The organism is Granulicella aggregans, assembly GCF_014203275.1.
Taxonomy (GTDB): domain Bacteria; phylum Acidobacteriota; class Terriglobia; order Terriglobales; family Acidobacteriaceae; genus Edaphobacter.
On the sequence record NZ_JACHIP010000001.1, the window covers coordinates 1,242,562 to 1,266,819 of the forward strand.

Annotated in this window: 27 protein-coding genes; all 27 read right to left on the reverse strand. The window is 58.3% G+C overall.

Going from position 1 to position 24,258, the window contains the following annotated elements; genetic code table 11:
* Nucleotides 1-65: 65 nt before the first annotated feature.
* Nucleotides 66-524 carry a hypothetical protein gene (locus tag HDF16_RS05220; protein ID WP_184214026.1) on the reverse strand — a complete coding sequence of 153 codons (459 nt, stop codon included), beginning with the start codon at nt 522-524 and terminating at the stop codon, nt 66-68.
* Nucleotides 525-1,571, reverse strand: a complete 1,047-nt coding sequence (locus tag HDF16_RS05225; RefSeq protein WP_246408662.1) for a flagellar basal body P-ring protein FlgI — start codon at nt 1,569-1,571, stop codon at nt 525-527.
* Between the two features lie 124 nt (nt 1,572-1,695).
* Nucleotides 1,696-2,412, reverse strand: a complete 717-nt coding sequence (locus HDF16_RS05230) for a flagellar basal body L-ring protein FlgH (protein ID WP_246408664.1) — start codon at nt 2,410-2,412, stop codon at nt 1,696-1,698.
* On the reverse strand, nt 2,409-3,065 hold the full coding sequence (locus HDF16_RS05235) for a hypothetical protein (RefSeq protein WP_184214028.1): 657 nt from the start codon (nt 3,063-3,065) through the stop codon (nt 2,409-2,411). Before HDF16_RS05235 ends, HDF16_RS05230 begins: the two co-directional genes overlap by 4 nt.
* Nucleotides 3,066-3,077: 12 nt before the next feature.
* Nucleotides 3,078-3,869: a flagellar basal-body rod protein FlgG gene (gene flgG, locus HDF16_RS05240; protein WP_184214029.1), complete on the reverse strand. Its 792-nt coding sequence runs from the start codon at nt 3,867-3,869 to the stop codon at nt 3,078-3,080.
* A 30-nt stretch (nt 3,870-3,899) separates the two neighbouring features.
* Nucleotides 3,900-4,643 carry a flagellar basal-body rod protein FlgF gene (flgF, locus tag HDF16_RS05245; RefSeq protein WP_184214030.1) on the reverse strand — a complete coding sequence of 248 codons (744 nt, stop codon included), beginning with the start codon at nt 4,641-4,643 and terminating at the stop codon, nt 3,900-3,902.
* A gap of 211 nt (nt 4,644-4,854) precedes the next feature.
* Nucleotides 4,855-5,526, reverse strand: a complete 672-nt coding sequence (locus HDF16_RS05250; protein WP_184214031.1) for an HDOD domain-containing protein — start codon at nt 5,524-5,526, stop codon at nt 4,855-4,857.
* Between the two features lie 97 nt (nt 5,527-5,623).
* On the reverse strand, nt 5,624-6,403 hold the full coding sequence (locus tag HDF16_RS30520) for a flagellar motor switch protein FliN (protein ID WP_246408666.1): 780 nt from the start codon (nt 6,401-6,403) through the stop codon (nt 5,624-5,626).
* Complete coding sequence (locus tag HDF16_RS05260) at nt 6,390-7,352, reverse strand: FliM/FliN family flagellar motor switch protein (RefSeq protein ID WP_184214032.1); 963 nt, start codon at nt 7,350-7,352, stop codon at nt 6,390-6,392. The genes HDF16_RS30520 and HDF16_RS05260 overlap by 14 nt, the downstream gene beginning before the upstream one ends.
* Nucleotides 7,349-8,140 (reverse strand): sigma-70 family RNA polymerase sigma factor, encoded by a 792-nt coding sequence (locus tag HDF16_RS05265; protein WP_184214033.1) that lies wholly within the window; start codon nt 8,138-8,140, stop codon nt 7,349-7,351. The genes HDF16_RS05260 and HDF16_RS05265 overlap by 4 nt, the downstream gene beginning before the upstream one ends.
* A 67-nt stretch (nt 8,141-8,207) precedes the next feature.
* Nucleotides 8,208-10,298, reverse strand: a complete 2,091-nt coding sequence (gene flhA, locus HDF16_RS05270; protein WP_184214034.1) for a flagellar biosynthesis protein FlhA — start codon at nt 10,296-10,298, stop codon at nt 8,208-8,210.
* On the reverse strand, nt 10,295-11,398 hold the full coding sequence (locus HDF16_RS05275) for an EscU/YscU/HrcU family type III secretion system export apparatus switch protein (protein ID WP_184214035.1): 1,104 nt from the start codon (nt 11,396-11,398) through the stop codon (nt 10,295-10,297). Before HDF16_RS05275 ends, flhA begins: the two co-directional genes overlap by 4 nt.
* Before the next feature lie 35 nt (nt 11,399-11,433).
* Nucleotides 11,434-12,204 (reverse strand): flagellar biosynthetic protein FliR, encoded by a 771-nt coding sequence (fliR, locus tag HDF16_RS05280; protein WP_348641243.1) that lies wholly within the window; start codon nt 12,202-12,204, stop codon nt 11,434-11,436.
* Nucleotides 12,201-12,470 carry a flagellar biosynthetic protein FliQ gene (locus HDF16_RS05285; protein WP_184214036.1) on the reverse strand — a complete coding sequence of 90 codons (270 nt, stop codon included), beginning with the start codon at nt 12,468-12,470 and terminating at the stop codon, nt 12,201-12,203. Before HDF16_RS05285 ends, fliR begins: the two co-directional genes overlap by 4 nt.
* Entirely contained in the window at nt 12,470-13,174 is a 705-nt protein-coding gene (gene fliP / locus HDF16_RS05290) for a flagellar type III secretion system pore protein FliP (protein WP_184214037.1), read from the reverse strand. The genes HDF16_RS05285 and fliP overlap by 1 nt, the downstream gene beginning before the upstream one ends.
* A 23-nt stretch (nt 13,175-13,197) precedes the next feature.
* On the reverse strand, nt 13,198-13,575 hold the full coding sequence (locus HDF16_RS05295) for a flagellar biosynthetic protein FliO (protein ID WP_184214038.1): 378 nt from the start codon (nt 13,573-13,575) through the stop codon (nt 13,198-13,200).
* Nucleotides 13,572-13,880, reverse strand: coding sequence for a FliM/FliN family flagellar motor C-terminal domain-containing protein (locus HDF16_RS31540; RefSeq protein ID WP_348641244.1), 309 nt, complete (start codon nt 13,878-13,880; stop codon nt 13,572-13,574). The genes HDF16_RS05295 and HDF16_RS31540 overlap by 4 nt, the downstream gene beginning before the upstream one ends.
* Nucleotides 13,881-14,247: 367 nt before the next feature.
* Complete coding sequence (locus HDF16_RS05305) at nt 14,248-15,513, reverse strand: flagellar hook protein FlgE (protein ID WP_184214039.1); 1,266 nt, start codon at nt 15,511-15,513, stop codon at nt 14,248-14,250.
* Between the two features lie 2 nt (nt 15,514-15,515).
* Nucleotides 15,516-16,022: a flagellar hook capping FlgD N-terminal domain-containing protein gene (locus tag HDF16_RS05310; protein WP_184214040.1), complete on the reverse strand. Its 507-nt coding sequence runs from the start codon at nt 16,020-16,022 to the stop codon at nt 15,516-15,518.
* A gap of 21 nt (nt 16,023-16,043) precedes the next feature.
* Nucleotides 16,044-18,239 carry a hypothetical protein gene (locus HDF16_RS05315; protein WP_184214041.1) on the reverse strand — a complete coding sequence of 732 codons (2,196 nt, stop codon included), beginning with the start codon at nt 18,237-18,239 and terminating at the stop codon, nt 16,044-16,046.
* A gap of 191 nt (nt 18,240-18,430) precedes the next feature.
* Complete coding sequence (locus tag HDF16_RS05320) at nt 18,431-18,868, reverse strand: flagellar export protein FliJ (protein ID WP_184214042.1); 438 nt, start codon at nt 18,866-18,868, stop codon at nt 18,431-18,433.
* Nucleotide 18,869: 1 nt separating this feature from the next.
* Nucleotides 18,870-20,174, reverse strand: a complete 1,305-nt coding sequence (locus HDF16_RS05325; RefSeq protein WP_184214043.1) for a FliI/YscN family ATPase — start codon at nt 20,172-20,174, stop codon at nt 18,870-18,872.
* 5 nt (nt 20,175-20,179) lie between these two features.
* Entirely contained in the window at nt 20,180-20,842 is a 663-nt protein-coding gene (locus tag HDF16_RS05330) for a FliH/SctL family protein (protein WP_184214044.1), read from the reverse strand.
* Nucleotides 20,826-21,851 (reverse strand): flagellar motor switch protein FliG, encoded by a 1,026-nt coding sequence (gene fliG / locus HDF16_RS05335; RefSeq protein WP_184214045.1) that lies wholly within the window; start codon nt 21,849-21,851, stop codon nt 20,826-20,828. Before fliG ends, HDF16_RS05330 begins: the two co-directional genes overlap by 17 nt.
* The gene (gene fliF / locus HDF16_RS05340) at nt 21,848-23,419 is read right to left on the reverse strand and encodes a flagellar basal-body MS-ring/collar protein FliF (RefSeq protein WP_184214046.1); all 1,572 of its coding nucleotides are present in this window, start codon (nt 23,417-23,419) and stop codon (nt 21,848-21,850) included. Before fliF ends, fliG begins: the two co-directional genes overlap by 4 nt.
* A gap of 38 nt (nt 23,420-23,457) precedes the next feature.
* Nucleotides 23,458-23,772 carry a flagellar hook-basal body complex protein FliE gene (gene fliE, locus HDF16_RS05345; protein ID WP_221312493.1) on the reverse strand — a complete coding sequence of 105 codons (315 nt, stop codon included), beginning with the start codon at nt 23,770-23,772 and terminating at the stop codon, nt 23,458-23,460.
* A 38-nt stretch (nt 23,773-23,810) separates the two neighbouring features.
* On the reverse strand, nt 23,811-24,257 hold the full coding sequence (gene flgC / locus HDF16_RS05350; RefSeq protein ID WP_184214047.1) for a flagellar basal body rod protein FlgC: 447 nt from the start codon (nt 24,255-24,257) through the stop codon (nt 23,811-23,813).
* Between the last annotated feature and the right edge of the window lies 1 nt (nt 24,258).

Genomic DNA, 24,258 nt, shown 5'->3' on the forward strand with positions numbered 1-24,258 from the left:
ACCTCCTTTGAACGACTTCACTATCGGCAGTTCCCCGAAAGCTGTTCAACAGAAGGCCGCTTTTTTCACTCTTTTCCACCGCCGGCCGAAATCTTCGCCCTTTCGGAACCCTCAACTTTAGTTGCAGCGGCAGATTCTGCTTTGTGGTCAGCCGCTTTGTGCAGATTCGACGTAATCATCTTGGCGATCCCGATTCCGCCCGATGCCGTAAGTGATCCCGCCAGCGCCTGCATGGCGATCCCCTGGAACTGGTCCTTGCCGGAGTCGTCGTCCTCATCCTGGCCGTCGCCGCCGGGAACCTTCGCGAAGCTCTGTTCAGCCTGGCTCAGCCAGCTCCCCAGCAGGATCGACTCGAAGTCATGGCCCGCCTTGTCGATCTTCGCGTCTTCTGTCCCCGAAGCGCCGGTAGAAGTGGCTGTGGCCGATGTCGAAGTGGATGCTGTCTTTGCGCCGCTCAGCAGCCGGGCCGCCTGCGCGTCCTGCAAGCCTGATTGAGAGATAAGCAAACTCGAAGAGTCAAACATTTAGATCACCTCCAGATCGGCCTGCAGACCGCCCGATGACTTGATCGCCTGCAGGATGGCCACGATGTCGTGCGAGGTAGCGCCGATGGCGTGAAGCCCGCGAATCAGGTCGTCTACATTCGCCCCATTTTCGAGTCGAATCGATTGCGCCGGAAGGTCCTTGACCGCCACGGTCGTATTCGCGACGGGCGTCGTCGTTCCCGTATTGCTGAACGGCAGGGGCTGCGATACGGCGTAGGTCGTCTCAACTTGAATGCTCAGGCTGCCGTGGAGCACCGAGACCGGCGAGAGCGTCACGTTGCCACCCATAACGATGGTTCCAGTTCGCTCATTGATGACCACCTTGGCCGGCGCATGGAAGTTGATCGCCAGCGACTGCACCTGGGCGATCAGCAACGGAACAGATGTTGTCCCGGTTCCCTTCACATCGATCTGGACCGTCCGGTTATCCAGTTGGGTAGCAACCGGATTGTGAAACTCGTGATTGATGATGTCGGCCATGTCCTTGGTCGCCGTGAAGTCGGGATTCCGTAGAACGAAGGAGACGGTATGGAACTGGCTCAGGTCCACCTGCGCCTCGCGCTCCACAATAGCCCCGCCGGGAATTCTGCCCGTCGTCGGATGATTGATCGACTTTGTATTGCCCGATATGCCCTCGCTGTAGCCGCCAAGCGTTAGGGGGCCCTGCGCCTCTGCATAGACCTGCCCATCGGGACCTCGCAACGACGTCATCAGCAGGACACCGCCTTCGAGGCTCTTCGCGTCTCCGGCAGAGGAGACAGTGATATCGAGCTTCATTCCGTTCCGCGAGAACGCGGGCAATGACGTCGTGATGAAGACCGCAGCAACGTTCTTGACCACCACCTGTGCCGGAGAGATCTGCACGCCCATGCGCTTCATCGCATTCGCGAGTGTCTGCACGGTGAAGAAAGTCTGCTGCCGGTCGCCAGTCCCTTGCAGCCCGACAACCAGGCCATAGCCCACAAGCTGGTTGTCGCGCACGCCTTCGACATCGGCGATATCACGCAGCAATACCTTGTGGTCCATGCTCGTCGCCATGGCTGGTAAGGAAGTCATCTGCGCCAGCAGGCAGAGACAAACGAAATAGGATAAAAGCCGTCGCATCAAATGTTGCCCCGAGAACAAGGTTGAAATGGGTGAGTCCACAAAGTCAGAAGCCGAAGAGCCAAAGGACGGTACGGGTAAGAATGTTTGGCGGGCGCACGCTGTCGGAGATAATTCCTTTACCCTTCATCTCGATCTCAAGGTTGCCGAGAGCGGCCGACGGGATGGTATTCGCGGAGCTGATATCACCAGGTCGAACGATGCCCCGGATAATCAGGTCTTCGTGCTGGTTGTTCATAGCGATCTTGCGTTCAGCCTCGATCACCATGTTTCCGTTCGCCAGCACGGCGATGATTTGACCCGTCAGATTCGTAGAGAAGGTGGTGTTAGAGGCTGTTGCACCAGAACCCTTCAGCGTGGACGTGGAGTTCGCATTGAACAATGGATTCAATCCCTTGGTGGCGATGTCGCCGACAAGCCCTGTGATTCCGGAGGCCGCGTTGAACGCCCGAGAGCTGTTTACGTCGCCGCTCTGCGCCGCAGTCGTCTGCACCGAGACCTGCACGATGATCGTGTCGTTCACATTGCGCGCCCTATAGTCCGAAGAGAGATCGCCAAGCGCGTTCGCAGCAGACCATAGGCTTCCGACAGTCTTCGGGTTCGGCGGCGGCATGTACTGCTCGCTCAGATGGGTAAGATAGTCAGCGCGTAACTCCTGCGAAGTCTTCTTGACCGGCTTGATGCCGGCGTTTGCGGAGAGCGTTGCAAGTCCAACAGCCTGCACAACGCAGAGACCTTTCATCAGTGAAGAAAAGCGGCTCATTTGAGGAACTCCCCTTTCAAGAGGGTGGGTGTGACAACCTGAGCGGTATAGATCTGTTTATGGTCGAGCGAAGACACGCGTACCCGGTTGCCGGCGGTACCGCCCTGTAGGCAGATCACCTCGAGCCGGATATGAATCTTGTCCTCATCGAGTTCGAGCGTCACGGGCGCTCCAGCGCGCACACTCGCGGTATCGCTAGCAGGAGTGGACTTCACCTTCACATCAGCTTGGTTCGGGCTCGCCGAATTCTGTCGTCCCGCTAGTTGCGGCGTCTTCACTCCATGCAGCTTGGTGGCATCGATCGCATCCGGGAAGGTAGCGACCGCAAAGAAAGGCACGCACTGGCCACGATCACTGCATGCGAGACGCATACGCACCGCATGAGCGCCGATGGACGATATCGACTCGACCTCGACCTTTGCATTCGCCACCGAGGATGTAAACGGCGCAGCCAGCTTGACCTCGACACCGTCCGTGGGAAGCGACGCTTCTCCCATCGCCCGAGTTACCTGCGAGGCTTCGATCACGAAGCGAGTCGGCAACGCCTGCGCCGAGGAGGAGATTGCGAGACCAAGTGGACCGAGGCCGATAGCGGCATAGATAAAGATCTCGGACCACTTGAACCCGGTGCGATGGATGACCTGCTGCGTCATGGCTGCTGCTTCCTATTGCGAGAGTTGGTTCAACTGTTGAAGCATCTCGTCGGCAGCTTTCACAACCCGCGAGTTCGATTCGTAAGACCGCTGCGCGACGATCATCTGTACAAACTGATCGACGACGCTGACGTTGGACTCCTCGAGCACACCCTGTTGAATCGTGCCGATGCCTTCAGCGCCGCCAGGATTTCCGATGATCGGATCGCCCGAAGCCGTAGTCGCGAGGAAGAGGTTATTACCCACGCTGTTCAGTCCACCTGGATTGACAAACGTCGCGAGCTGGATCTGTCCTACCTGAGACGCAGTTGTCGTTCCCGGCTGCGTCACGCTGACCGTACCATCGTTGCCAATCGTGACGTTCGTCGCGTCCGGCGGGATTGTGATGGAAGGCTGCAGCGGATTGCCGTCGCTCGTCACAACAACACCCTGTGCATCCGGACGGAACGACCCGGCCCTTGAATAGCCCGTCTGGCCGTTGGGAAGAAGAATCTGGAAGAAGCCGCCGCCGGAGATGGCCATATCAAGCGGGCTACCCGTCGTGTTGAAGTCACCCTGGGTCTGAATCGTCTCCGTCGAGGTAGGCCGCACGCCAAGTCCCACCTGCAGGCCGGAGGCATTCGTTGTCTGTGACGTCGCTGCCGATCCCGGTGCCGTCGTGCTTTGATACAGCATGTCGGAGAACGCAACCCGCCGCTGCTGGAAGCCGGTTGTGCTGGAGTTGGCAAGGTTGTTCGCGATGTTATCCAGGTTCATCTGCTGAGCCGTCATACCGCTGGCAGCCGTGTAAAGAGCACGAATCATGGGTAGTTCCTTTCAGATAAAAGCTGTTAGTTAGCTAACGCGCGGGAGGTCCTGCGCGGCGGTCTTGTCAATCTCTGAGTCGATCATGGTGAGAGCATGACGCATGCCTTCCATGGCACGCTGCGCGTTGATGAGTTCCACCACGCTGGAGACAGGGTTTACGTTTGAGCCTTCAAGAGATCCCTGCCGCACCTGTGAGAGCGACGAGTTGACGACATCCTTGTCGGGAACTGTGTAATAAGTCGCGCCTAGACTCTGCGGATCCGCTGTCGGCGTGAACTCCACAACTTTCAGCTTGCCCGCAATCGCGCCATCGGTGGAGACAGTTCCATCAGCGCTGACAGTGACCGAAGCGCCCTTTGGAATGCTGATAGGGCCGCTTGCACCCATAACCGGATCGCCGGTAGAAGTAACCAGCTGCCCGGCAGTGGATACCTGGAAGCTGCCGTTACGGGTATAAGCCGTTCCACCCGTCGAAGTCTTTACTTGAAAGAAGCCCGGCCCATCAATTCCAAGATCCAGCTCATTGCCGGTGTGTTGAAGCGAGCCCGCCTGCAGGTCCAGCTTCGAGTTACCCAACAAGCCATAGCTGTTCGTCACCACATTGAGCTGCGAGTTCAGCTGCTGGCCCGAGCCCGCAAGCACCGAACTGAAGGTCGTATGACGTTGCCGAAATCCGCTCGTGCTGCTGTTAGCCATGTTGTTGGCGATCGTGTCCAGGGCGTCCGTGCGTGCCATCAGGGCCGTGCATGCTGCGTAGAGTCCGCTATCCATGAAGAATCCTCACTGGAGGATATTGCAATGGAAATGCCAAATCGAACGGCACATTTTGCCTAGTTTTCCGAATGAATTTTGCTTGGAATAGAAGTAACTAAGTGCATCATGAGAAGCTCCGAACTGCAGCATAACCCGAAGGTGTAAGGGCCTCTCTCATGCAACTCACAGAAAAAAATGCCCCGGAATTAGGGGCATTTTTTAGTGAACGTTAGAGGGTCGATTGCTGAGTGAGCTGGTCGGCACGTTCTAAGATATCGCGCCACTTCGCCGTCTCTGCATCTTCGTGCCGCTCGCTTGAAGCAGAAAGAACGCAGTCGGGAAGATTCCAGTGGAACGCCAGCATGACGCCAAGCGCATCGTCTTCGTCACTGGTGGAAGTGTTGATGTTCCATCCCAGAAGATGAGGAATCGTGCCGAGCCGATGGAGCAGCCCTACGAGATACGCCTCTTCCGGGGAAAATCCCTCGCGGTCTCTGGCAAGTTCGCGCGCGCGCTCAGCCCGCATCCGGCGGAACTGCCACTCTTCAGCGAAGGTCTCTGACTCAGAGTCATTGGGCGCGCAGACTACCTGGTGGCAGCGAGCCGCGCTGAGGCTTACGATGCAGTCCTCGATCCTGTCCGGCCGGCCATCGGTCGCCGTGAACTCACGGCCAACGGTTCTCAGAATCTGAAGCGTCGCTCCAACATCGGCGAGGATCACATCGGTGACCGCCCTCAGATCGACGACCGGGTCGTTGAGCAGAAGCTCAAGCTGCAACCTTGTTGTCGTCAAAATCGGCAGGCCCGGAAGAATGTCAGCAACCGACTGCGCGTAGGCATCGACAGAGTATCTGGGAGGCCCTGTTACACCACTGTCTCTGCTGTGCGGCTCGTGTTGCATAGTGGGATTCTGTCCTCTTCCTGGTCACTTGCATATCGGCATAAGGCTGCCGATAGTTCAGCATTCCAGGGAGTGCTGCTCGCTTCCGTTCAGTGTCCTAAGCGATGAAGGGTTGAAGGACTTGCGTGACCCGCATCCCGTAGTTGCCATCGATGATTACGGCCTCTCCACGAGCTACGACTCTGCCATCAAGAATCAACTCGATAGGCTCGTCAACCTGGCGGTCAAGTTCGACCACCGACCCGCTCGTAAGCTCAAGCACCTCGCGCAGAGCGAGCTGTCGCTGACCGAAGCGCAGCGTGACATTGAGCTCCACATCCATCACAAGATCGAGATTAGCCGCGGCTTCAGCAGCCTGGGGAAACACAAACGGTGAGGCCGCAGCCGGCTTGAGATCGACGAGAAGCTTCGTGCTCATGCAAAGGTGTACCGCAACGCCGGCTTCTTCGCCCTCTGACTCGGGGCGGCAGTTCAATTGGAGAACCTGGTGATCGCCAAGCACAGGGTTGTCCACTAACTCAACCTTGATCGCGACAGCCCCAGCCTTCGACAACGATTCTTCGAGCAGAGAGACACGGCCCTGAAGAGCAGACAGCAGCTGGTTCTTCTGTGCCGTCGTATCGTCATCCAAGTCCCGAAATCTGAACCGTCCCAGCATCGAGTAATAGACCCCGACGATCACGTCGCCAGAGCTGGCTCCGCTGAAGGTGAACCGATATCCCACGGTCGCGGATGAATCGGGCTTTTCAGACGACAACTCGTCGGCCGCCTTCACCTGCCACTGCGATGTGGACGAATTGGAAAGCGCTGTGTTCAAGGCGCCGCGAAACGCCTCCGCAATAAGTCGTGTCGACTCTGGCATCTCAGAGACCTGCATGGTTTTGCTCCTCACTCTTTTCGGTTTCCGGCAAGCCCGTTTGGATGCGCCGACCTAGTTGCATAGCCTTGTTGCTGCCCTGACGAACGGGCAACGCTTCGTAGTAACTCTTTCCTTCAAGCATCATCTTCGCCGGGTCAGCCACGGCCGCCGATAACAGCAGCACACTACCCACTTCGATCGCCGCAACGTTGCGCACAGGAACCCGCAACCCAGTCAGCTCTCCGGCAAGCGAGAACTTGCAGTCGAGAATGCGCTTTCTAAGATCGGGCAGCGGCTCAAAGCTCGACCCCTTACCATTCGCATAATCCGCGCGAGTGCTGCGCACCAGGCTCCCGCCAAGCGAGGCGGGGAAGGCCATCGAAAGGGTGCCCGTCATATTCGCCACGTGTACGTCAAACTTGATGTGCAGCACCTTCTCCGTCTGCGGAAAGATCCGGTGCGCATAGTTCGGCTTAATGCACTTACCAGGAGTAAGCGCATAGCCGGCAGCCTGCCAGACCCGCTCAATCTCGGCGGCAATCAAGGTGCCGACGCCTTCCATGATGTCTTCGTCGATCTCTGTGACTTCGCGCACAACCTCCACCATCTCGCCCGTTCCGCCAAGAAGCAAATCGGTCATGGTGAACATCAGGGGATTGTCGATCTCGAGCAGCACCGTATTGGAGCTCGATTTCGTCGCGCAGGGCAGCATGTAACCGCCCGCGACGCAGGCGAGCTTGAACTCATCCATCGTCAACTGCTCTACCGACGCGAACCGCACCTCGAGACCCGTGCCGAGATAGACGTCCAACGAGTTGGTCAAATAGCGTGCGACCAGTTCGTGAAGCGATGTGAGCGTACGTGCGCTCTCGTTCGAGAGCCTGCCCGCCGAACGGAAGTTGCAGGGCAGCACGGTCGGACCGCTGCCGGACACGCTATTGGGAGTTTCCTGCTTCGTCGCGTTCAACGTATGCTCCTGGCGCTCATCTCGGCCAACTCTTCATGCGGCTTCGCCTCGAGCGAAGCTTTCAGCTTCAGCAGCGCTGCGGCGTGGATCTGCGATACACGCGAGATGGCGAGATCAACCACCTCCGCGACCTCTCGCATCGTCAACTCCTCTACGTAGTAAAGGGAAAGAATCAACTGCTCCCGCTCGGATAGTTCGCTGACGGCTTTGACCAGCCGCGCCTTCTCTTCCGTCTTGCGGTAGACCTCAAAGGGGTTGTCCCACAAGCTGGCTGCAGACTCGATAAGGTCGACCGTGGCTCCGCCTTCGACCGACGACGCAACTTCCTGGCCCACGATGTAGAGAGAGCTCAACTCTTTCTGCACATCGTTCAACGCGACCAGCGTGATGCCAAGCTCCGCAGCAACCTCTTCACTGCGCGGCGAGCGCCCGAGCGAAGACTCTAATTTTGTCGTCGCCTCGCTAATCTCGCGACCCTTCCTTCTAATTCCGCGAGATCCCCAATCCAGTGCGCGAAGGCTGTCGAGGATCGCGCCCTTGATGCGAAACTTGGCGAACGTGCTGAACTGGGCGTTCTTCGTCGGATCGAAGCAGCGATAGGCATCGAGCAGGCCAAGCACACCGGCGCTGACGAGATCGTCGAGCTCAACCTGCTGCGGTAGCCGATCCAGGATGCGAGATGCAATGTAGTGCACCTGGGGCAGCTCTTGCAGGATCATCTCGTTGCGAAGATTTATTTCGCCTGTCTCTTCTGATAGGTTCCTATACACCGTGTGAGCTAACGCCATATGCCTCCCTCAAATCCACGCGCCAATCCTGTAGCGCAAAAATCAATCTCCGGCTTCACAATCAAAGTCATCGAACAACTCCTACCGACTGCACCATCGTCATCGCCGGTATCTCGCTTGGAGAGATGACGGTGATCTTGGGCAGGAAGGGCTCCAGTAAACGCCGCAGGTAGAATCTGCCCGGTGAGGAGCACAACAGCACCGGAGGAGCTTCGTTAATCTGATCGCCGAAGGACGCACGCAAACTATCTAGCACGCGACGTGCCACAGATATCTGAAGGCCTGTGGAAGAAAGCTGCCCGCTCTGTCCATTGGCAGCGCGCATGCACTCTTCTTCGATAGAAGCATCGAGCGTCACCACTCTCAGCTCTCCCTTGGTATCGAGCAGAGGCCGAATCAGCCCACGCCCGAGAGCCTGCCGAGCAGCCTCGACCAGAGCCACGCCGTTCTTATTGATCGCCGCAGTGTCGACCAGCGCTTCAAGGATCGTCCCGAGGTCCCTGATCGAAACCTGTTCGCGCAGCAATTGCTGCAGGACCTTCTGCACCTCTCCCAGGCTCAGCAACTTCGGAATCAGCTCTTCAACCAGCTTGGGATGCGACTCATTCAGGCGGTCGATCAGACGCTTCGTCTCATGACGCGAAAGCAGCTCATAAGCGTTGCGCTTGATCAGTTCAGCGAGATGCGCAGCTAACACAGAAGTGGAATCCGCGACCGCATATCCAGCGGCAATCGCCTGCGCCTGCAGTTCCTTGCTGATCCACTTCGCGGGCACATCGAACGCCGGCTCGCGTGTCTCTTCTCCCGGAAGATTAGGAACTCCCGCCTCGGAGCTGATTGCCAGCGCAAGCCCGCGACGCAACTCCCATCGTGCGATCTCGACCCCGCGAATGTAGACGACGTACTCACCTTCGTGCAGAGCGAGGTTGTCGGTGATGTGAATCGATGGAACCAGGAAGCCCAGCTGTTGTGCAAGATTCTTGCGCAGCGCCTTTACTCGCGCAAGCAATTGACCGCCCTGCTTCGCATCGACCAGCGGCACCAGCCCAACGCCCACCTCGAGCATCAACTCGTCGAGCTTCATCACCGAATCCATCGACTCAGCCGCAAGCGCGGGAACTGCTCCAGGCTTGCCTGCCATCAGGGCCGCCGGCTCAACCGCATCTGGATCTTCAGCAACCTTCTCATCTTTGATCTTGTACGCAGCAAACATCAGCGCACCGGCGACGCTGAAGAAGGCGACCTTTGGCAAGCCGGGAATGAACCCGAGTGCCGCGAGCACGCCACCGCCGATCCAAAGCAGCCGTGGACTGCTAAGGAGTTGCCTCTGCACGTTGACGCCGAGCGATTCCTTCGAAGCCGCGCGTGTGACCACGATACCGCCCGCCACCGACACCAGCAGCGAAGGCAGGATCGATACCAGTCCATCGCCAACGGTCAGGATCGTATAGGTCTTCAATGCCTCCTGGAAGGGAATGCCCTGCTGAAAGACTCCAATCAAAAATCCGGCGATGATGTTGATCGCCATGATCAGGATGGTTGCGAGCGAGTCTCGCTGAGAGAATCTCGCGGCACCGTCCATCGCACCGCAGAACTCGGCCTCCCGCGACACATTCTCGCGACGCTTGCGGGCCTGCTGCTCGTTGATGAGACCGGCGTTAAGATCGGCGTCGATCGCCATCTGCTTACCGGGCATAGCGTCCAGTGTGAAGCGCGCCGTAACTTCGGCCGTACGCACAGCACCATGGCTGATGACGAGATACTGGATCGCGATCAACGCCAGGAAGATCACGAAGCCGACAACATAGTTGCCGCCGACCACAAACTGCCCAAACGCTTCGATGACTTTTCCCGCAGCCGACGAACCTTCGTTCCCGTGCAGCAGAATACGTCGCGTGCTCGCAAGATCGAGCGAAAGGCGAAGCATCGTCAGCAGCAGAAGAAGACTCGGAAACACCGAGAACTCAACTGGCCGCAGAATCTGCACCGCTGTCAGCAGCACCAACACCGACGCCGTAATGCTGACCGTCAGCATCAGGTCCAACAAGATACTCGGCAACGGCACCAGCATCACGAAGACCATCGACACCGCAGCCATCGGCACAACCCACTCACCCGATGAAGCCAGCGTCTTTAGCAAACCCTTTTTTTCACTCATCCGCGCACCAGCTCTCCGGACGCGTTACGGCTACGTCGCCGCTGCTCCTGCATTCTTACCTCTGCCTGTGCTCTGAAGACGATCACGAGAATATCCGCCACGGCCTGATAGAGCGCCGACGGAATCGAGCCGCCAATTTCAACCGTCTTATACAACGCCTGCGCGAGCGGTTTGTTCTCCAGAAGAAGAACGCCGTTCTCCGCGCCAATTGCTTTGATCTCCTGCGCCAGGAGATTCATTCCCTTCGTGACGACGATCGGTGCGGGCATGTCCGGCGTGTAGCGCAATGCGACCGCATAGTGGGTCGGATTCGTCACAATCACGGTCGCTGTAGCCGCCAGTTCCAGCGCCTGCTTCTTCCGCATTCGCCGCTGCATCCGGCGGATTCTGCCCTTGCTGACCGGGTTTCCTTCGCTCGACTTATGTTCTTCCTTGATCTCTTCGCGACTCATCTTCAGATCGCCTTCCATCTTCTGCCAGGTCAACAGGTAGTCGACACCAGACCATGCGATCAGGACCAGGCTCGCCTTCCATCCCACCTCGTACATCATGCTGCCGATCGTAGACGCAAGCATCTTCAAGCCAAACGAAGAGGCGCGAATCATCAGTCCCCAGTGCGAGGACATGCAGCTCTCCGCGATCCATGCGATCGCTCCAAACGGCAACAGCGACTTCAACAGATTGTTGAGGCCTGCTACCGAAAAGATCTGGCCCAACTTCGACGCAGGGTTGAACCGCTCAAACTTCAGCATCAACGCCTCGGGTGCGATGCTGATCCCCCCTTGCGCTACGCCCGCCGCAACCGAAAGCAGCATCGCCGTCAACAGCACCGGCACGATCCAGCGAAACACCTCAACCGCGCTCCAGAAGAAGATCGGACCTCCGCTCTGGAAGTCGCCGGTCGCGGCGGAGTCGAGCACGTTCCTATAGAAGGTCGTCCAGTGGGTCACCGCCCCACGGCACATCATGGCCAGCGCAGCGACAGCCCCAACCAGAGCAAGCACACTGGGCAGCTCCTTCGAACGCGCGACCTGGCCCTGTTCGCGGGCCTTCTCACGGCGTTTGGGTGTAGCTTGCTCTGTTTTATTCGACTCAGGCATGTGTCGGCGCTTGTCCTATATTTGCGGCGTGTGCGTTACTTTGCGAGGTGAAGGACTCGGTCGGCATAGCCTAGCGAGTCGAGGAAAAGGTTGCGAAACATCTCCGGCCAATACTTGAGCGAGATGAAAAGAATGGATAGGCCAAGCAAACTCTTCACAGCCGGACCAAGCAGCATAAGCGGAAGCTGGGGCGATGCCTTGCCCAGCAGGCCAAGCACAATGTCCGTCAAAAGCGTGGCCGATAAAACCGGTGCCGCAATCTGCACGCCGGTCGAAAGAATGGCTGTGCCCGCTCCGACAAGTGCCATCACCAGCGGCTCATTGAGCTTTGCCCCACCCGGTGGAAGATAGGTGAAGCTGTTCCCTATCGCCCGCAGCAGCCACAGGTGAACGTCCAGCCTGAGGAAGATCAGCATTGCGATGGAGCTATGAAACATCGCAACCACCGTCGTATCCACCTGCGTGTTGGGGTCGAGAATGTTGATCAGCGAGTAGCCCATCTGAATGCTCAGAACCTGTCCGGCCATCTGCACCGCTTCGAATACAACCTGGGTCGCAATTCCCAGTGCGACTCCTACAAGCAGTTCGCGAAACACCAGCATCGGCCACTCGGTCATTGGCAATGCGGGCCAGCTGCGCGAGACCATCGGATATATCAGCAGCGTAAGCGCAAGCACCAGGGCGGCCTTGATCCGTGCCGGAATCACCGTGCTCCCAAGAAACGGAGCAAACAGAAACAGCCCCGAGAGCCTTACGCTGATGGCCAGCATCGCCTGCATCACGTCCAGGAAAGGTATCTGAATCACTGGAGCACCTTCGAGAAGTCCGAGAACAGCGACAAGGTGTAGGTGCTGAGATGACGCCACATCCAGGGCATCAGGACGAAGAGTGCCGTGCCCGTCGCCAGCAACCGGGGCACACTTGAAAGCGTCTGGTCCTGCAGCGAAGTAAGTACCTGGACGATATTGACGATGAGGCTGACCGCGATCGCGACGAGCAGGATCGGCGCCGTGAGGAGCATCACTTCCTCCAGCATCAATCGACCGAGTGTAACCACCGCATCTGTGCCCATTACTGAAAGCTCCTCATCAGTGATCCGATCAACAAGTGCCATCCATCGACCATCAGGAAGAGCAGCAGCTTCAGCGGCGTCGAGATAACGACTGGCGGCAACTGCATCATGCCGACCGAGGTCGTGATCGATGCCACCACCATGTCCACCACCAGGAATGGAAGGAAGAGCACGGTGCCAATCTGGAAGCCCGACTTCAGCTCCGACAAAATGTACGAAGGCAGGATCACGCGAAACGAAAGGTCTTCAACCTTATGCGGCCGCGGTTCCTTCGCCAACTCGAGGAACAGGTTCACGTCCTTCTCTCGGACATAATGAGACATGAACATTCGCAGCGGAGTTCCTGCCCGCTGTAGCGCATCGAGAGGTGTAATCTTTCCATCCTGCAGCGGGACCACGGCCGTGTCGTACACGGTCTGTCCAACCGGCTGCATCAGGAAGAAGGTCATGATCATCGAAAGCCCGATCAGCGTCTGGTTCGACGGAGTCGTCTGCAGCCCCAGCGCCTGCCGCAGAAAGTGAAACACAATCAGCAGCCGCGCAAACGGTGTCACGCACAACAGCAACGAAGGAATCAGCGTGAGGAACGTCATCAGGACGACGATCGTCCATGGTGCCGACGTACCACCCAGCCCGTTGATCTGCAGACCTCCCGGACCTGCCGCTACTCCCGCTCCAGCGCCGCCCCCGTGCGCTACGAACATTCCAAGGCTCATCAAAGCGCCGTTCACTGCGACCTCTCATCTCTGCTGTTGTTCGGTGTTGCGTCATCCAGCTTCGTAAGCAGTTGAACGCCACCCGCTGAACTGCCGATAAGGTACTGCGAGCCATCGACCGTCACAATGGACAGAGTCCGCTTCTCGCCTAGCGAGATCGTTTCGGCAACACGAAGCCTCTTTGCTGAGATCTGTTGGCTGCGTTTGCGCTCAACCCAGCGCCAACCGGCCTGCAGCTTTTCCAAAACCATCTGCAGCGTAACCACCGCCGGAGTTGCAGGACGGCGCGCCTCGCTCGATGGCAAACCCGCTGCCACCTCTGTGATTCGAAGAACACTTGCCCAGCTCTGCTGGGTCTCCGCCGTTGCGGCGGAATTCAAACGCGTCATACCAGGTCCGTAATGCGTGCGGCAAGACGTTCGCCCACGACTTCGAATTCGGTCCATGCCATCAGGACACCATTGACGTTGAGTGGAAGGTCCGTGCTTTGGTGGCAAGCCGTATGCACGAGAGAGCCTGGCCGGAGCTTCAGCAGAAAGCCCACGGTGAAGTCCACGACAGGTACCTCCAGCCCAAGCGTGCAGGGCAGCCAGGGCAGAAGATCCTCCGCGCTGCCAGGTTTTACTGGCGTAGCCGTATGAGCGGGGCTCGGTGTCTCGTGTTGGATCGCTGGAATTGATGCCACAGTGGCCACGAAGTTCCCTTCATGTCATCGCCCCGATTGCGGGAACGACAACCGATTCTTCCTGCGATCGAAGAACATTTCCGGCGCTAGTGTTACGCGCTTTCAAATCTTCGAGGGACAAGAAGTTATCCGGGATAGTGCAACTCCGCTGCCAAAAGGAATCGGTGTCCCACACAAGTGTTATGTAGACTGCGGGATGGCTGCCGACCCGGTGAATTTGGGCGGAAATCGGGAGACTGGTCGACGCTTCAAGTGCCCACTGAAGTCCAGGCGGCACGAGCATCTCGCTCCGGGTGAGGCCGGCAGAGCCTCCCTGTGGAAGAACAGGGAGACTCTGCCTCTCATCTATTACTCATAAAGCGCCAGACAGATTCAATTAGCCAGTGATCATCTGAATCGTGGCCTGGGAGATCTGCTGGAAGGTGGTAACGGCCTTGGCATTGGCCGAATACGCCTGCTGTGCCTCGATCATCTTGGAAAACTCGGTCGCCACATCGACGTTCGAGCTCTCCACCGAACCGCCGGTGATGGTACCGCGTCCACCGGTCTCGGCCGTTCCGATAGCAGCGGCTCCTGAACCCACGGTTGCCTGGTAGTCGTTGCTGCCGGTGCGCAGCAGGCCCTGGTTGTTGGCAAAGCTCGCTACCGCCACTTGGCCGATCGCGCTCGATTGAGAGTTCGAGAAGATCCCTTCGATCGTGCCATCGGCAAGCACCGAGATGCTGCTCAGGGTGCCGCTCGCCTGGCCATTCTGAATCGGCGAATTGAAGGAGTTCGCGAGGCTGGTCTGCGTGATGCTTCCGGCCCCAGACGAATTCGTCAGGTTCCAGCTCAGGGTCGATCCCGAAGCACCATCCACGTAGGACGGAATGCTGATCGATACAGAACCGGGAGGCGAGGTGACGACGCCCGCCGAGTCGGTCGTCGAAGTCAGGTTGCCTGAAGAGTCGAAGGTCAGGGATCCGCTCGAAACCGTCGTCGAAGCCGCGCCCGTGTCCGCCTTCGGTACGTCTACGGTATAGCTCCAGGTGTTTGCCGCCGTCTTGGTGTAGTTCACCGTCAGCACGTGAGAGGTTCCGAGCGAGTCGTAGATCGATGTCGGGCTCGAATACGTCGAACCAACCGCTGCGCCAGAGCTGAGATTGCCCGCGAGCTGGAACGAGGTCGTCGCAATGGCCGGGGTCGTCGTGCCCAGACCGACCTTGAGCGGCTGCAGCACTCCGGAGGTTGCGTTGGTGCCATTGGCCGAAACGTAGCCCATGACCAGCTCGCCGTTCGGAGTCGTCAGGTAGCCCGCTGCGTTGGTGGTGAAGTCACCGGCGCGCGTGTACTTGATCGTGCCGTCCGTGCTCTTGACCACGAAGAGACCGTTACCGGTCAGTGCCATGTTCGTATCGATGCCGGTTGCGCTGGTCGCGCCATCGGTGAAGTTGGAGTAGGTCTGCGCCGGAAGAACGCCGAGACCGGTCTGGATCGGATCGTTGGTCGCGTTCACAACGCTGCTCTGCGCGAACAGGTCGCTGAACGAGGTTGTCTGGTCCTTGAAACCGACCGTGTCGAGGTTAGCAAGATTGTTGGAGACCGAAGAGAGCTGGTCCTGGCTGGCGATAAGACCCGAGAGAGGAACACCGAAGAATGACATAGTTATTTAGCTCCGTTTGCAAAGTTGAGGGTTGAGAGATTCAAAGCCTTGGTGGGATCGAGCGCATCCTGGGTCGCGTTCTGGATAGCGTTAGTGTTTTGCGTGGAGTTCAGAAGCGCGGTCCGTGCTGCAACCTGCGCTGCGGAGCTGTCACTGCCAATGGCGCCGACAGTGCCCTTCACAGGCGTGACTGGCGTGGTGGTGCTCGACTTCGTCGTCGCTGTCGAGAGTGTCTGGTTGATGCTGATGAGCTGGTCAAGCGAGTTCAGAGAAATCATCTGTCCTACCATCGCCGTCGAATCCACGGGCGCGGTCGGATCCTGGTTCTGTAGCTCTTTGATCAGCAGGTTGAGAAACGTTGAACTCGTGGTCGAGCCGCCCAGACTCGCGCTTGAACTCGTGGACGATGTTGCGGAACTGGTGGCCTGGGCCTTGGCCGATGCCGTGTTCTTGGTTGTCTGAGCGTTTGGTAAGAGTAGCGACGCTAGGCTGATTGGAGATGTAGACATGTTTCCTCCGTGAGAACTGCGTTAGATTCGGATGTCCAGTCGCGACGAAGTCGCGGCCATGGATGTGGATGTGGATGAAGTTGTGAAATTTGAACTTGTCAGGGCACCGATCGAACTCTGAAGCCCGGTCGCCGGCCTTCCGGTGCTTCCGCCCTGCGAACGGCGATCTCCGCTCGATTGGCTGCTGCTCGAATCGCTTGCGGTGGAGTTGCTGCTGGCTGTATCGCGAAGCTCGACCCGGGCCTGAAGACCGTAGGCGCTACCAAGCTTCTCTTCAATCGCCGGCAGGTGCATCGCCAGCGCGCTTCCCAGCGCGGAGTGGTCCATCGATATCTGCGCCGAGAGAGTCTGATGGTTGATCGACGTGTTGATCGAAATATTTCCAAACTCGGCGGAGTTCATGCCAAGCCGCATCTCCGAGCCATGTACCGACTGGATCAACTGTGCGCTGTTCAACGCGTGCGCAGCTTGCGTGCTCTCGGCGGACGTCGCCGGAGCAGGTAGAGTGGAACCGGCGGCAACGCTGGAATCCTGCGTTGCGGCGAGAGGTGTGGCGGGCGTCGCGGAAGGAACTGCCTGTCCCGCAGTCTGAGCGCTCTGCGCGTTCTGCGCGAGAACCGCGCTCTCTAGTCCGCCTTTGATGTTGCCGCCAACTTCCTTGGAGACGACCCCGGCTTCAGCACCAGATCCAACCACTCGTGTCGCGACGGTTCCGTTGGCAGCTCCCGTAGAGGATGAGCTGTCGTCACCCGCGACGACACCACGATTGATCCGCCAGTCGGAGGAAGTGGCCCGGCTCTTGGAGGTGCCTGAGATCTGGTTCGAAGCACCTACTGCCCCGCTCTTCGCTACTGGCGCATTGAATGCCGTTGCGCTGGACGGTACCGCAGCTACATCAGCGCTTTGAAAAACAGCTTGCTGCGGAACCGCCACCGCGATCATCTCGGTCTGCTGTGTCGTAGCCGTCACGGATGCCTCAGCCGGCTGAGGCGTGCTTATCGAACTCGAATCACTCGAGGACGAAGTTGCAGGCTGCGCGCTGGTAGCAGCTGATGCCGCGTTGACCGTATTGCCGCTCTGAATCGGAGCAGCACTCACCGGCTCGGAGTTGGGCTTGAGCGCTGGAGTGGCAACTGCTCCAAGTACCGGAAGAGCCGAAGTCACGCTCGAACTGGCTGGCTTCGCGCTCTCGCTGGAACTGCTCTTGGATGCTGCCGCGAAATTGTTCGTGTTCTGCCTGACCGGAGCATTGGCAGTTGCCGAAGGAGCCACCTGAACTTGCGCAGCAATCGACGAAGCCGCATTCACCTGTGCCGCAATCGAAGAACTCGCCTGCGCTGCTATAGGGGTCGAAGACGTTACCTGCGCTTGCACAGAAGCTGAGGGTGTCACGTTCGTCTGCACAGGAACTGCAGAGATCCCATTTGCCTGGGCGGCCACTCCGGCGGTCTGCTGTTGCGCCTGCGGCAACGTCATAATCTCCCGCACAGCCGAGACATCGGAGCTGACCGGAACGCCAGGCTTTCCGTTGTTAGCCACTGGAGTAACGGTGCTTGCCGGAGTCGCATCGACTAAGTTGTTCTTCGCTGGACTGGAAACAGCAATCTTCCCGGCCATGGCCTTATCGAAACCTGCGGTGCTGACAGCCGGGGTAGCAGCCTGCGATTCGCTGTTGGCGGCTGTGGGTGCGGGGGTTGCGTTGATCTGCATCGCGCTGTTGCCCGGCGTGCTGCTGGCGGTATCTGTTGTTGTGCTTGAGCCTGCGCCCGTCGGCAATGTGACCGGAGCTGTTGGCTTCGTCGCGTCCACCGAAACTACAGTGCCGAACGCTGACACCACCTTGGCTGTCGACGACTTCAGGTCGGCGACTGTGCTTGAGGACTCCACATTATCCTTCGCAGAAGAAGCACTCTCCTGCGGAACTACAACCTGCGGAATTACCGGGACCTGTACTACTACGCCTACCGGGACACTCTCATGTACTGCAGGCGAGGTCGGTGAAACATCGGTGCTACTGGATGAAGCATTCTTCTTTCCGCTCTCCGGGCTCGATGTCTTCTTCGTCTCGACATTCTGTGCCTTTGCGAGTCTTGCGTCTCCGTTATTTGTGGCAGCTGCTACCGTGGCTCCAATTACGGCAGAGAAGCTGCTCTGGAGATTGCCCTTGCTGACGTCAGCAGCACTCTGCTTGCCGGTCGTGTCGGGCACTGCGTTCATCAATTGGCTAAGTATCTTCACGCTTATTGTTATTGCAACGCTATGGCCAAACTTGGGATCTCTTAAGTGACTTACCTAAGTGCCCTATTTACTGGCTATTTGCGATTTATCTCGCTTCTCCTACTGCACTTCCTTTTCAGACATCTAGGCAACCGTGCCTATTTTGCCGAGTCCTACTAGGCAAACCATGCCTACTTGAAAGCTCGCCGCGAGGAGAAGTTATCGTCCATCGTGCCTTGTTCCTTCTTGGCGAGCTCTTTATAGAACAATTCCTTCTGATCGCCGCGCATCTCGGTAAGCACTTCGGCCTTGCAGTGGGCGGCCTGGTAGATCTTCATCTGTTGATCGCGCAGCGTCTCCAGCTTTGCAAGCTGTACGCGGCCACTCTCTTCAAGGTTTTCAACCACGCGGACTTGCTCATATGAATTGAGCAGGTCCACGGCTGAAGTAGATTGTTGAAGCGCTTCCTCGCGCATTCGAAAGAGGCCTTCGCGACGGGCCGCTAGATCGACGAGGGCCTGACGTGATTGGCCGATCTGGCCCTGGATCTGGCCCAGCAAGCGCTCTTCACGCTGCTCGGCGATCTCCCTCAACTTGAGTAAAGTCGCGAGTGAAAATCGAAAGGCCATGTTAGTTGGGGACGCTCGCCAGCTGCTGCATCATCTCCGAAAACCCCGGAGTTTCAGTCGAAGTCTGGTTCAAAAAGCGATTGATCTCGGGCAGCACTTCGACCGCTCGATCAAGCACAGCATCGAACCCCTTCTGATAAGCACCGATGCGGATAAGGTCTTCCGACTTAGCATAGGACGCCAGCAGCACACGCAGTGCGCGGCTCTTGGTCATGTGCTCGGGCGACGTAATCGACGGCTGCAGACGACTCAAACTATCTAGTATCGAAATCGGCGGATAGTGATTCTGCAGCGCCAGATTGCGATCGAGAATGATGTGGCCATCAAGCAAAGAGCGGACCGTATCTACCACTGGATCCTGCTGATCGTCACCCTCCATCAGCACCGTATAGAAGGCCGTAATACTCCCCTTGTTGAAGTTACCCGCGCGCTCCACCAGCCGCGCCAGCACATTGATCACAGAAGGCGTATATCCCTTGCTGGTCGGAGGCTCTCCAGCCGCCAGGCCGACTTCGCGCTGAGCCATGGCAAATCGAGTCAACGAATCAACCACGAGGAGAACATTCTTTCCTTCCGCCGCAAAGTGCTCTGCAATGGCGGTAGCAGCGAGCGCAGCTCGCATCTTCAACAGAGGCGATTGATCCGAAGTAGAGACGACGAGAATGGCCCGGCTTCGTCCCTCTTCACCGATCACCTCTAAGAACTCCTGGACTTCTCGGCCACGTTCACCAATCAGGGCCATCACCGTCATGTCTGCCTCGGTGCCGCGCGCCATCATCCCCAGCAGCGTGCTCTTTCCAACGCCGCTGCCGCCGAAGATGCCGAGCCGTTGCCCGCGTCCACACGTGATGAACGCATCGATGGCTCGCACACCGCACCCAAGCGGACTGCGAATCGGCGTCCGATCCATCGGCAAAGGCGCACTTCCATCTACCGGTACGGAACGCCGGGCGGTGTACTTGCCCAGCGAGTCGAGAGGCTCTCCCGTCCCGTCAATCACACGGCCCAGAAGCTCTGGGCCTACGCGGATCGAGGGCCGTCCTCCGGTCGCGACAATCTTGTCTCCATAGCGAATGCCGCGCGGCAACTGCAGCGTCATCGTCAACATCACGGGACCGCGAAATCCGACGACCTCGCCCGTATAGACCCGGCCATCGAGCGTCGTAATCTCGCACTCATCGCCGACCGAGCAGAACGGCCCTTCGGACTCCACGAGATTCCCAACCACCTGCAGCACACGTCCGCTCCAGCGCAGGCTTCCGGTCTGCTCCAGTTGATTGAAGTAAGGCGAAAGTGGTGTCGGCATAGGACCTATGGCTTCTGTGCGAGGACGTCGAAGAACCCGCGCTCGACTTCCTTAAGTTGGGCATCCAGGCTGAAGTTCACCGTGCCAAGTTCGGTCTCAAGAACACAGTCTCCACGCTCAAGATCGATATCTTCAACGACCTTCACATCAAGGTTGATCGCCAACGCAGTGATGTGCATCCGCCATTGATTCGCCTGCTCTGGCCGAACCCGGATCGTAGCCGACGACCCTTCCTTCAACTGGCCAAGCGCAAGGTGAACGATGGCCGAAAGAAGCATCGGATCGACTTGTGCCTCGCGGTGCAGGATCTTCCCCGCGATGGCCAAAGCGAGTTGCACCACCTCGGCCTCCACTCGCGAGAAATAGACCTTCTGAGACTTCTCGAAGTCAGCGATCGCCTTGATCACTCTCTGCTGCTCGACCTCGGATCTCTGCTCGAAGTCGCGCTGCATGACCGCCTGGGCCGCGGCATATCCCGCCGCTCTCTCGGAAGAGAGACGTTCGTTCAGACTCCGTTCAGTAAGACGAACTTCAGGCTCGGCAGAAAGTTCCTGCTCTTCAAGCTCTGAAACTTCAAGGCCCCGATCATTCGTCGAGCGATACTGGAAGCTGGACACATTGACGGCAGAGGCACCTGGAACTACCGGGCTCTTAGAGAACATATTCATCCGCTCCCTCGCTCTTCAAAATCATCTTGCCTTCGGCTTCAAGCCTGCGGGCGACCGCAACCACTTCCATCTGCGCCTTGGCTACGTCCTTGCTACGAACGGGCCCTAGCTGGTCTGCTTCTTCCTTCAACATCTCGATAGCGCGAGAAGACATCGTAGAGAAGAAGTGTTCCTTCAAAGTCTCCGAAGCGCTCTTCAGCGCCAGGGTCAATGTCTTCTTATCAACCGCGCCAGTGAGTGAGCGCAGTTGGACCTCTGAGACCTCGAGGAAGTCCTCGAAGGTAAACATGAGATCGCGGATGCTCGACGCGAGAGTCGCTTCTTCGCGCTCGATGGTCTCCAGGATCTCGCCGCTGGTTGTCGCATCGATGTTGTTCATCAGGTCCGCAACGCTCTGGAAGCCCGAGTACGTCTTCTTCTTCTGGTCGCCGACGGAACGCAGCCGGCGGTTCAATACGATAGCAACCTTCTCCGCCATTGCAGGAGAAAACTGCCGCAAATTTGCCAGCCGCCGCACGGACTCCGCCCGCACCGGATGAGGAAGGCACATCAAGAGCGCTGATGCCTGCTTCGTCTCAAGATGCCCGAGGATCAGCGCGATCGTCTGCGGATGCTCCCCTTCCAGGAAGCGAGCCAGTTGTTTCGGATCGACCCGCTGCAGCGACTCGACTCGCGAAGAGCTTGTCTCCTGCGCTCGCACCAGGCGCTGCACCATCGTCTGCGCGCCATTCTCGCCGAATGCCTTGACCAGCATGCGGGTCGCGACCTCGCGGCCACCGGAGGAGATGTGCTCCGAGGCAATGGCCATCTGCTGGAACTCCTGCAGAATTTGCAGCGAGACCTCCTTCGGCACCGAACCCAGCCGCGCGATCTCATGCGTCAGACCTTGCAGGTCTTCCTCGGTCAGGTGGTGGAAGATGGACGCGGCAGCCTCTTCGCTCAACATGGTCATCAGTATCGCGGCCTTGCGCGTTCCTGACAGATTGTGAACATTGATGTCCGGGCTCACTTGATTTCCTCCCTGAGCCACGCCTGCAACAGGCGTGCACTCTTGGCGGGCTCAGCTTCAACCTGCGCTCCAAGCTGCTCGCGTAGTTGCCGCGCGGCGCTCACGCTGGTGGGTAGAGCTTGGACTGGAGCCTCGGCGGCTGCCAACATAGTCTGCGTCGGCAACTGGACAACTTGTTCAAGAACCTTCTTCTGCATAGGTCGAATCATTAGGACATAGGCCATCAGGAAGAGGACCGCCAGCATGGCATAGCGGATGATAGAGGAGTAATCCGACAATCCCTTGCGCGCCTGTTCGAAGACAGTGGCAGGTGTGCGCTCGTCGGGGGCGGCCGAGGCGAAAGAGAGATTCTGCACCGTGATAGAGTCTCCACGCGCCGTGTCCAGGCCAATCGCATTCAACGCGAGCGTCTGCAGCTGTTCCAGTTCCTGCGGCGTCCGCTTCGTGCGTGTCTCGGTCCACTTGCCGTTCTTCTCCAGCTTCCGCGTTACATTGTCGTCCACCAGCAACGCCGCGGTGATGCGCTTGATTCTGCCCGCCGGAAGAACGGAGTGCCGGCTGGTCTTATTCACGCCATACGTCGCGCTTTCAGTCTTCGAGACCTGCGCGTTGCTGTCGTCCCCACTGGTTACGGGAACGTTCGGCAGCTTCTGCGGAACATTGCTGGTTGTACCTGGAACTCCACCAACTCCCGCCTTGCCTCCCGACGACTCATCCGAGCGCTGAATCTGCAGCGTCGCACTCACGGCGGGATCGTACTTATCCATGTTCTCTTCCATCGTGCTCGGGTCGTACTCCACATTCACACTCGCGCGAATGTGGTCGGCACCAACCACCGGACCCAGAGTCGCAATCAGGCGCTGCGACAACTGTCGTTCCGCTCCATCGTCGCCCCCGGCATCGCCGCCCGTGTTCAGAGCGAGATTCGAGTCCGCATCGATGATCGAGACATCGGTCGGCTTCAGACCTTCTACCGCCCCCGAGACCATGCGCTGAATCGACGCAGTCTCATCATGCGTCAGACCGCCTCGTGCCAGCTTCAGCGTCACCGAAGCCTTGGCCCCGCGCTCCCGATCCACAAACACCGAATCGGTAGCCATCACCAGGTGGACCCGAGCGCTCTTCACGTTCGCAAGCGTCGTGATGGTGCGCTCCAGCTCGCCCTCAAGCGCGCGCTGATAGTTCACCTTCTCGTCGAACTCGGTCTGTCCCCACGACACCTTGTCGAAGATCTCAAACCCCATGCGGCCAGAGTGCGTCGGGCTGCTTGAAGCAATGTCCAGCCGCGCCGCATCAACCTGGTCGGCAGGAACGCTGATGCTCTTCCCATCCGCACTCAGTTGGTAAGGGATGTTCTTCGCCTTCAGCTCTGCTGAAATCGTCTGCGCGTCCGCCGTCTCCAACCCGCTCATCAGCGGCTTGTAGTCCGGCGTGGCCATCAGATTTGCAAACAGCCCCACAAGGCCTACCGTGGCGACGGCCCCTGCACCGAGCATCAGCCGCTGCTTCTGGGTCCGCGTCATCCAGAACTGTTTCAACTGGGCGAAAATTTGAGTCGTCTCTGCCATATGTTTTCTAAGGTGTCCCGATTAATGAAGGCGAAAGGCTAAAACTGCATCTTTTCAATGTCCTGATACGCGGTCACAATCTTGTTTCGGACCTGCATCATCAGTTGGAAAGCCACATCAGCCTTCTCCACCGAGACCATCACCTTGCTCATGTCCGCGTTGCCGCCCTGAAGCAGCGTACCGACCTGGGCTTCCGCACTTCCTTGCAGATTGCTCACCTGGTTGATCGCGCCCTTCAGCACATCGCCGAAGCTACCGCTGTCGCTGCTGGAACCGAGACCACCCGCCAAAGAGCTGAGGCTCGAAGGCAGTGACGTAAGAGGACCGAGGCCTATTGGCATTCCTATGCTCATCTTGATTGCTCCTGAAATTCAAAAACCGGTTAATTGAACTAACTCTTGAGAATGTCGATAGATTGCTGGATCATTTGCTTCGCTGCGGAGACCGCGGAAGCATTCAGCTGATAGGCACGAGTAGAGCCCATAAGGTCCACCATCTCCTGCACCGGGTTGATGGCCGGATAAGCGACGAAGCCGTCCTTGTCCGCATCGGGATGGCTTGGTTCATAACGCATCACGGGAGGCGTCGGATCATCGATGACCTGCGAAACACGTACCGTTCCGCCCGTCCTGGTAGAGCCGCTGTTCGCACTGGCAAACGCAGTCTGAAACGAGCTGTTGCCCTGCGAGGCGAAGACAACTTCCTTGCGACGGAATGGTCCGCCGTCATCGGTGTGTGTCGTCTCGGCGTTCGCCATATTGGTGGCGATCACCTCGGAGCGTTGGCGTTCCGCAGAGAGTGCAGACGCGCTGATCTTCAGCATGTCAAAAGGACCCATC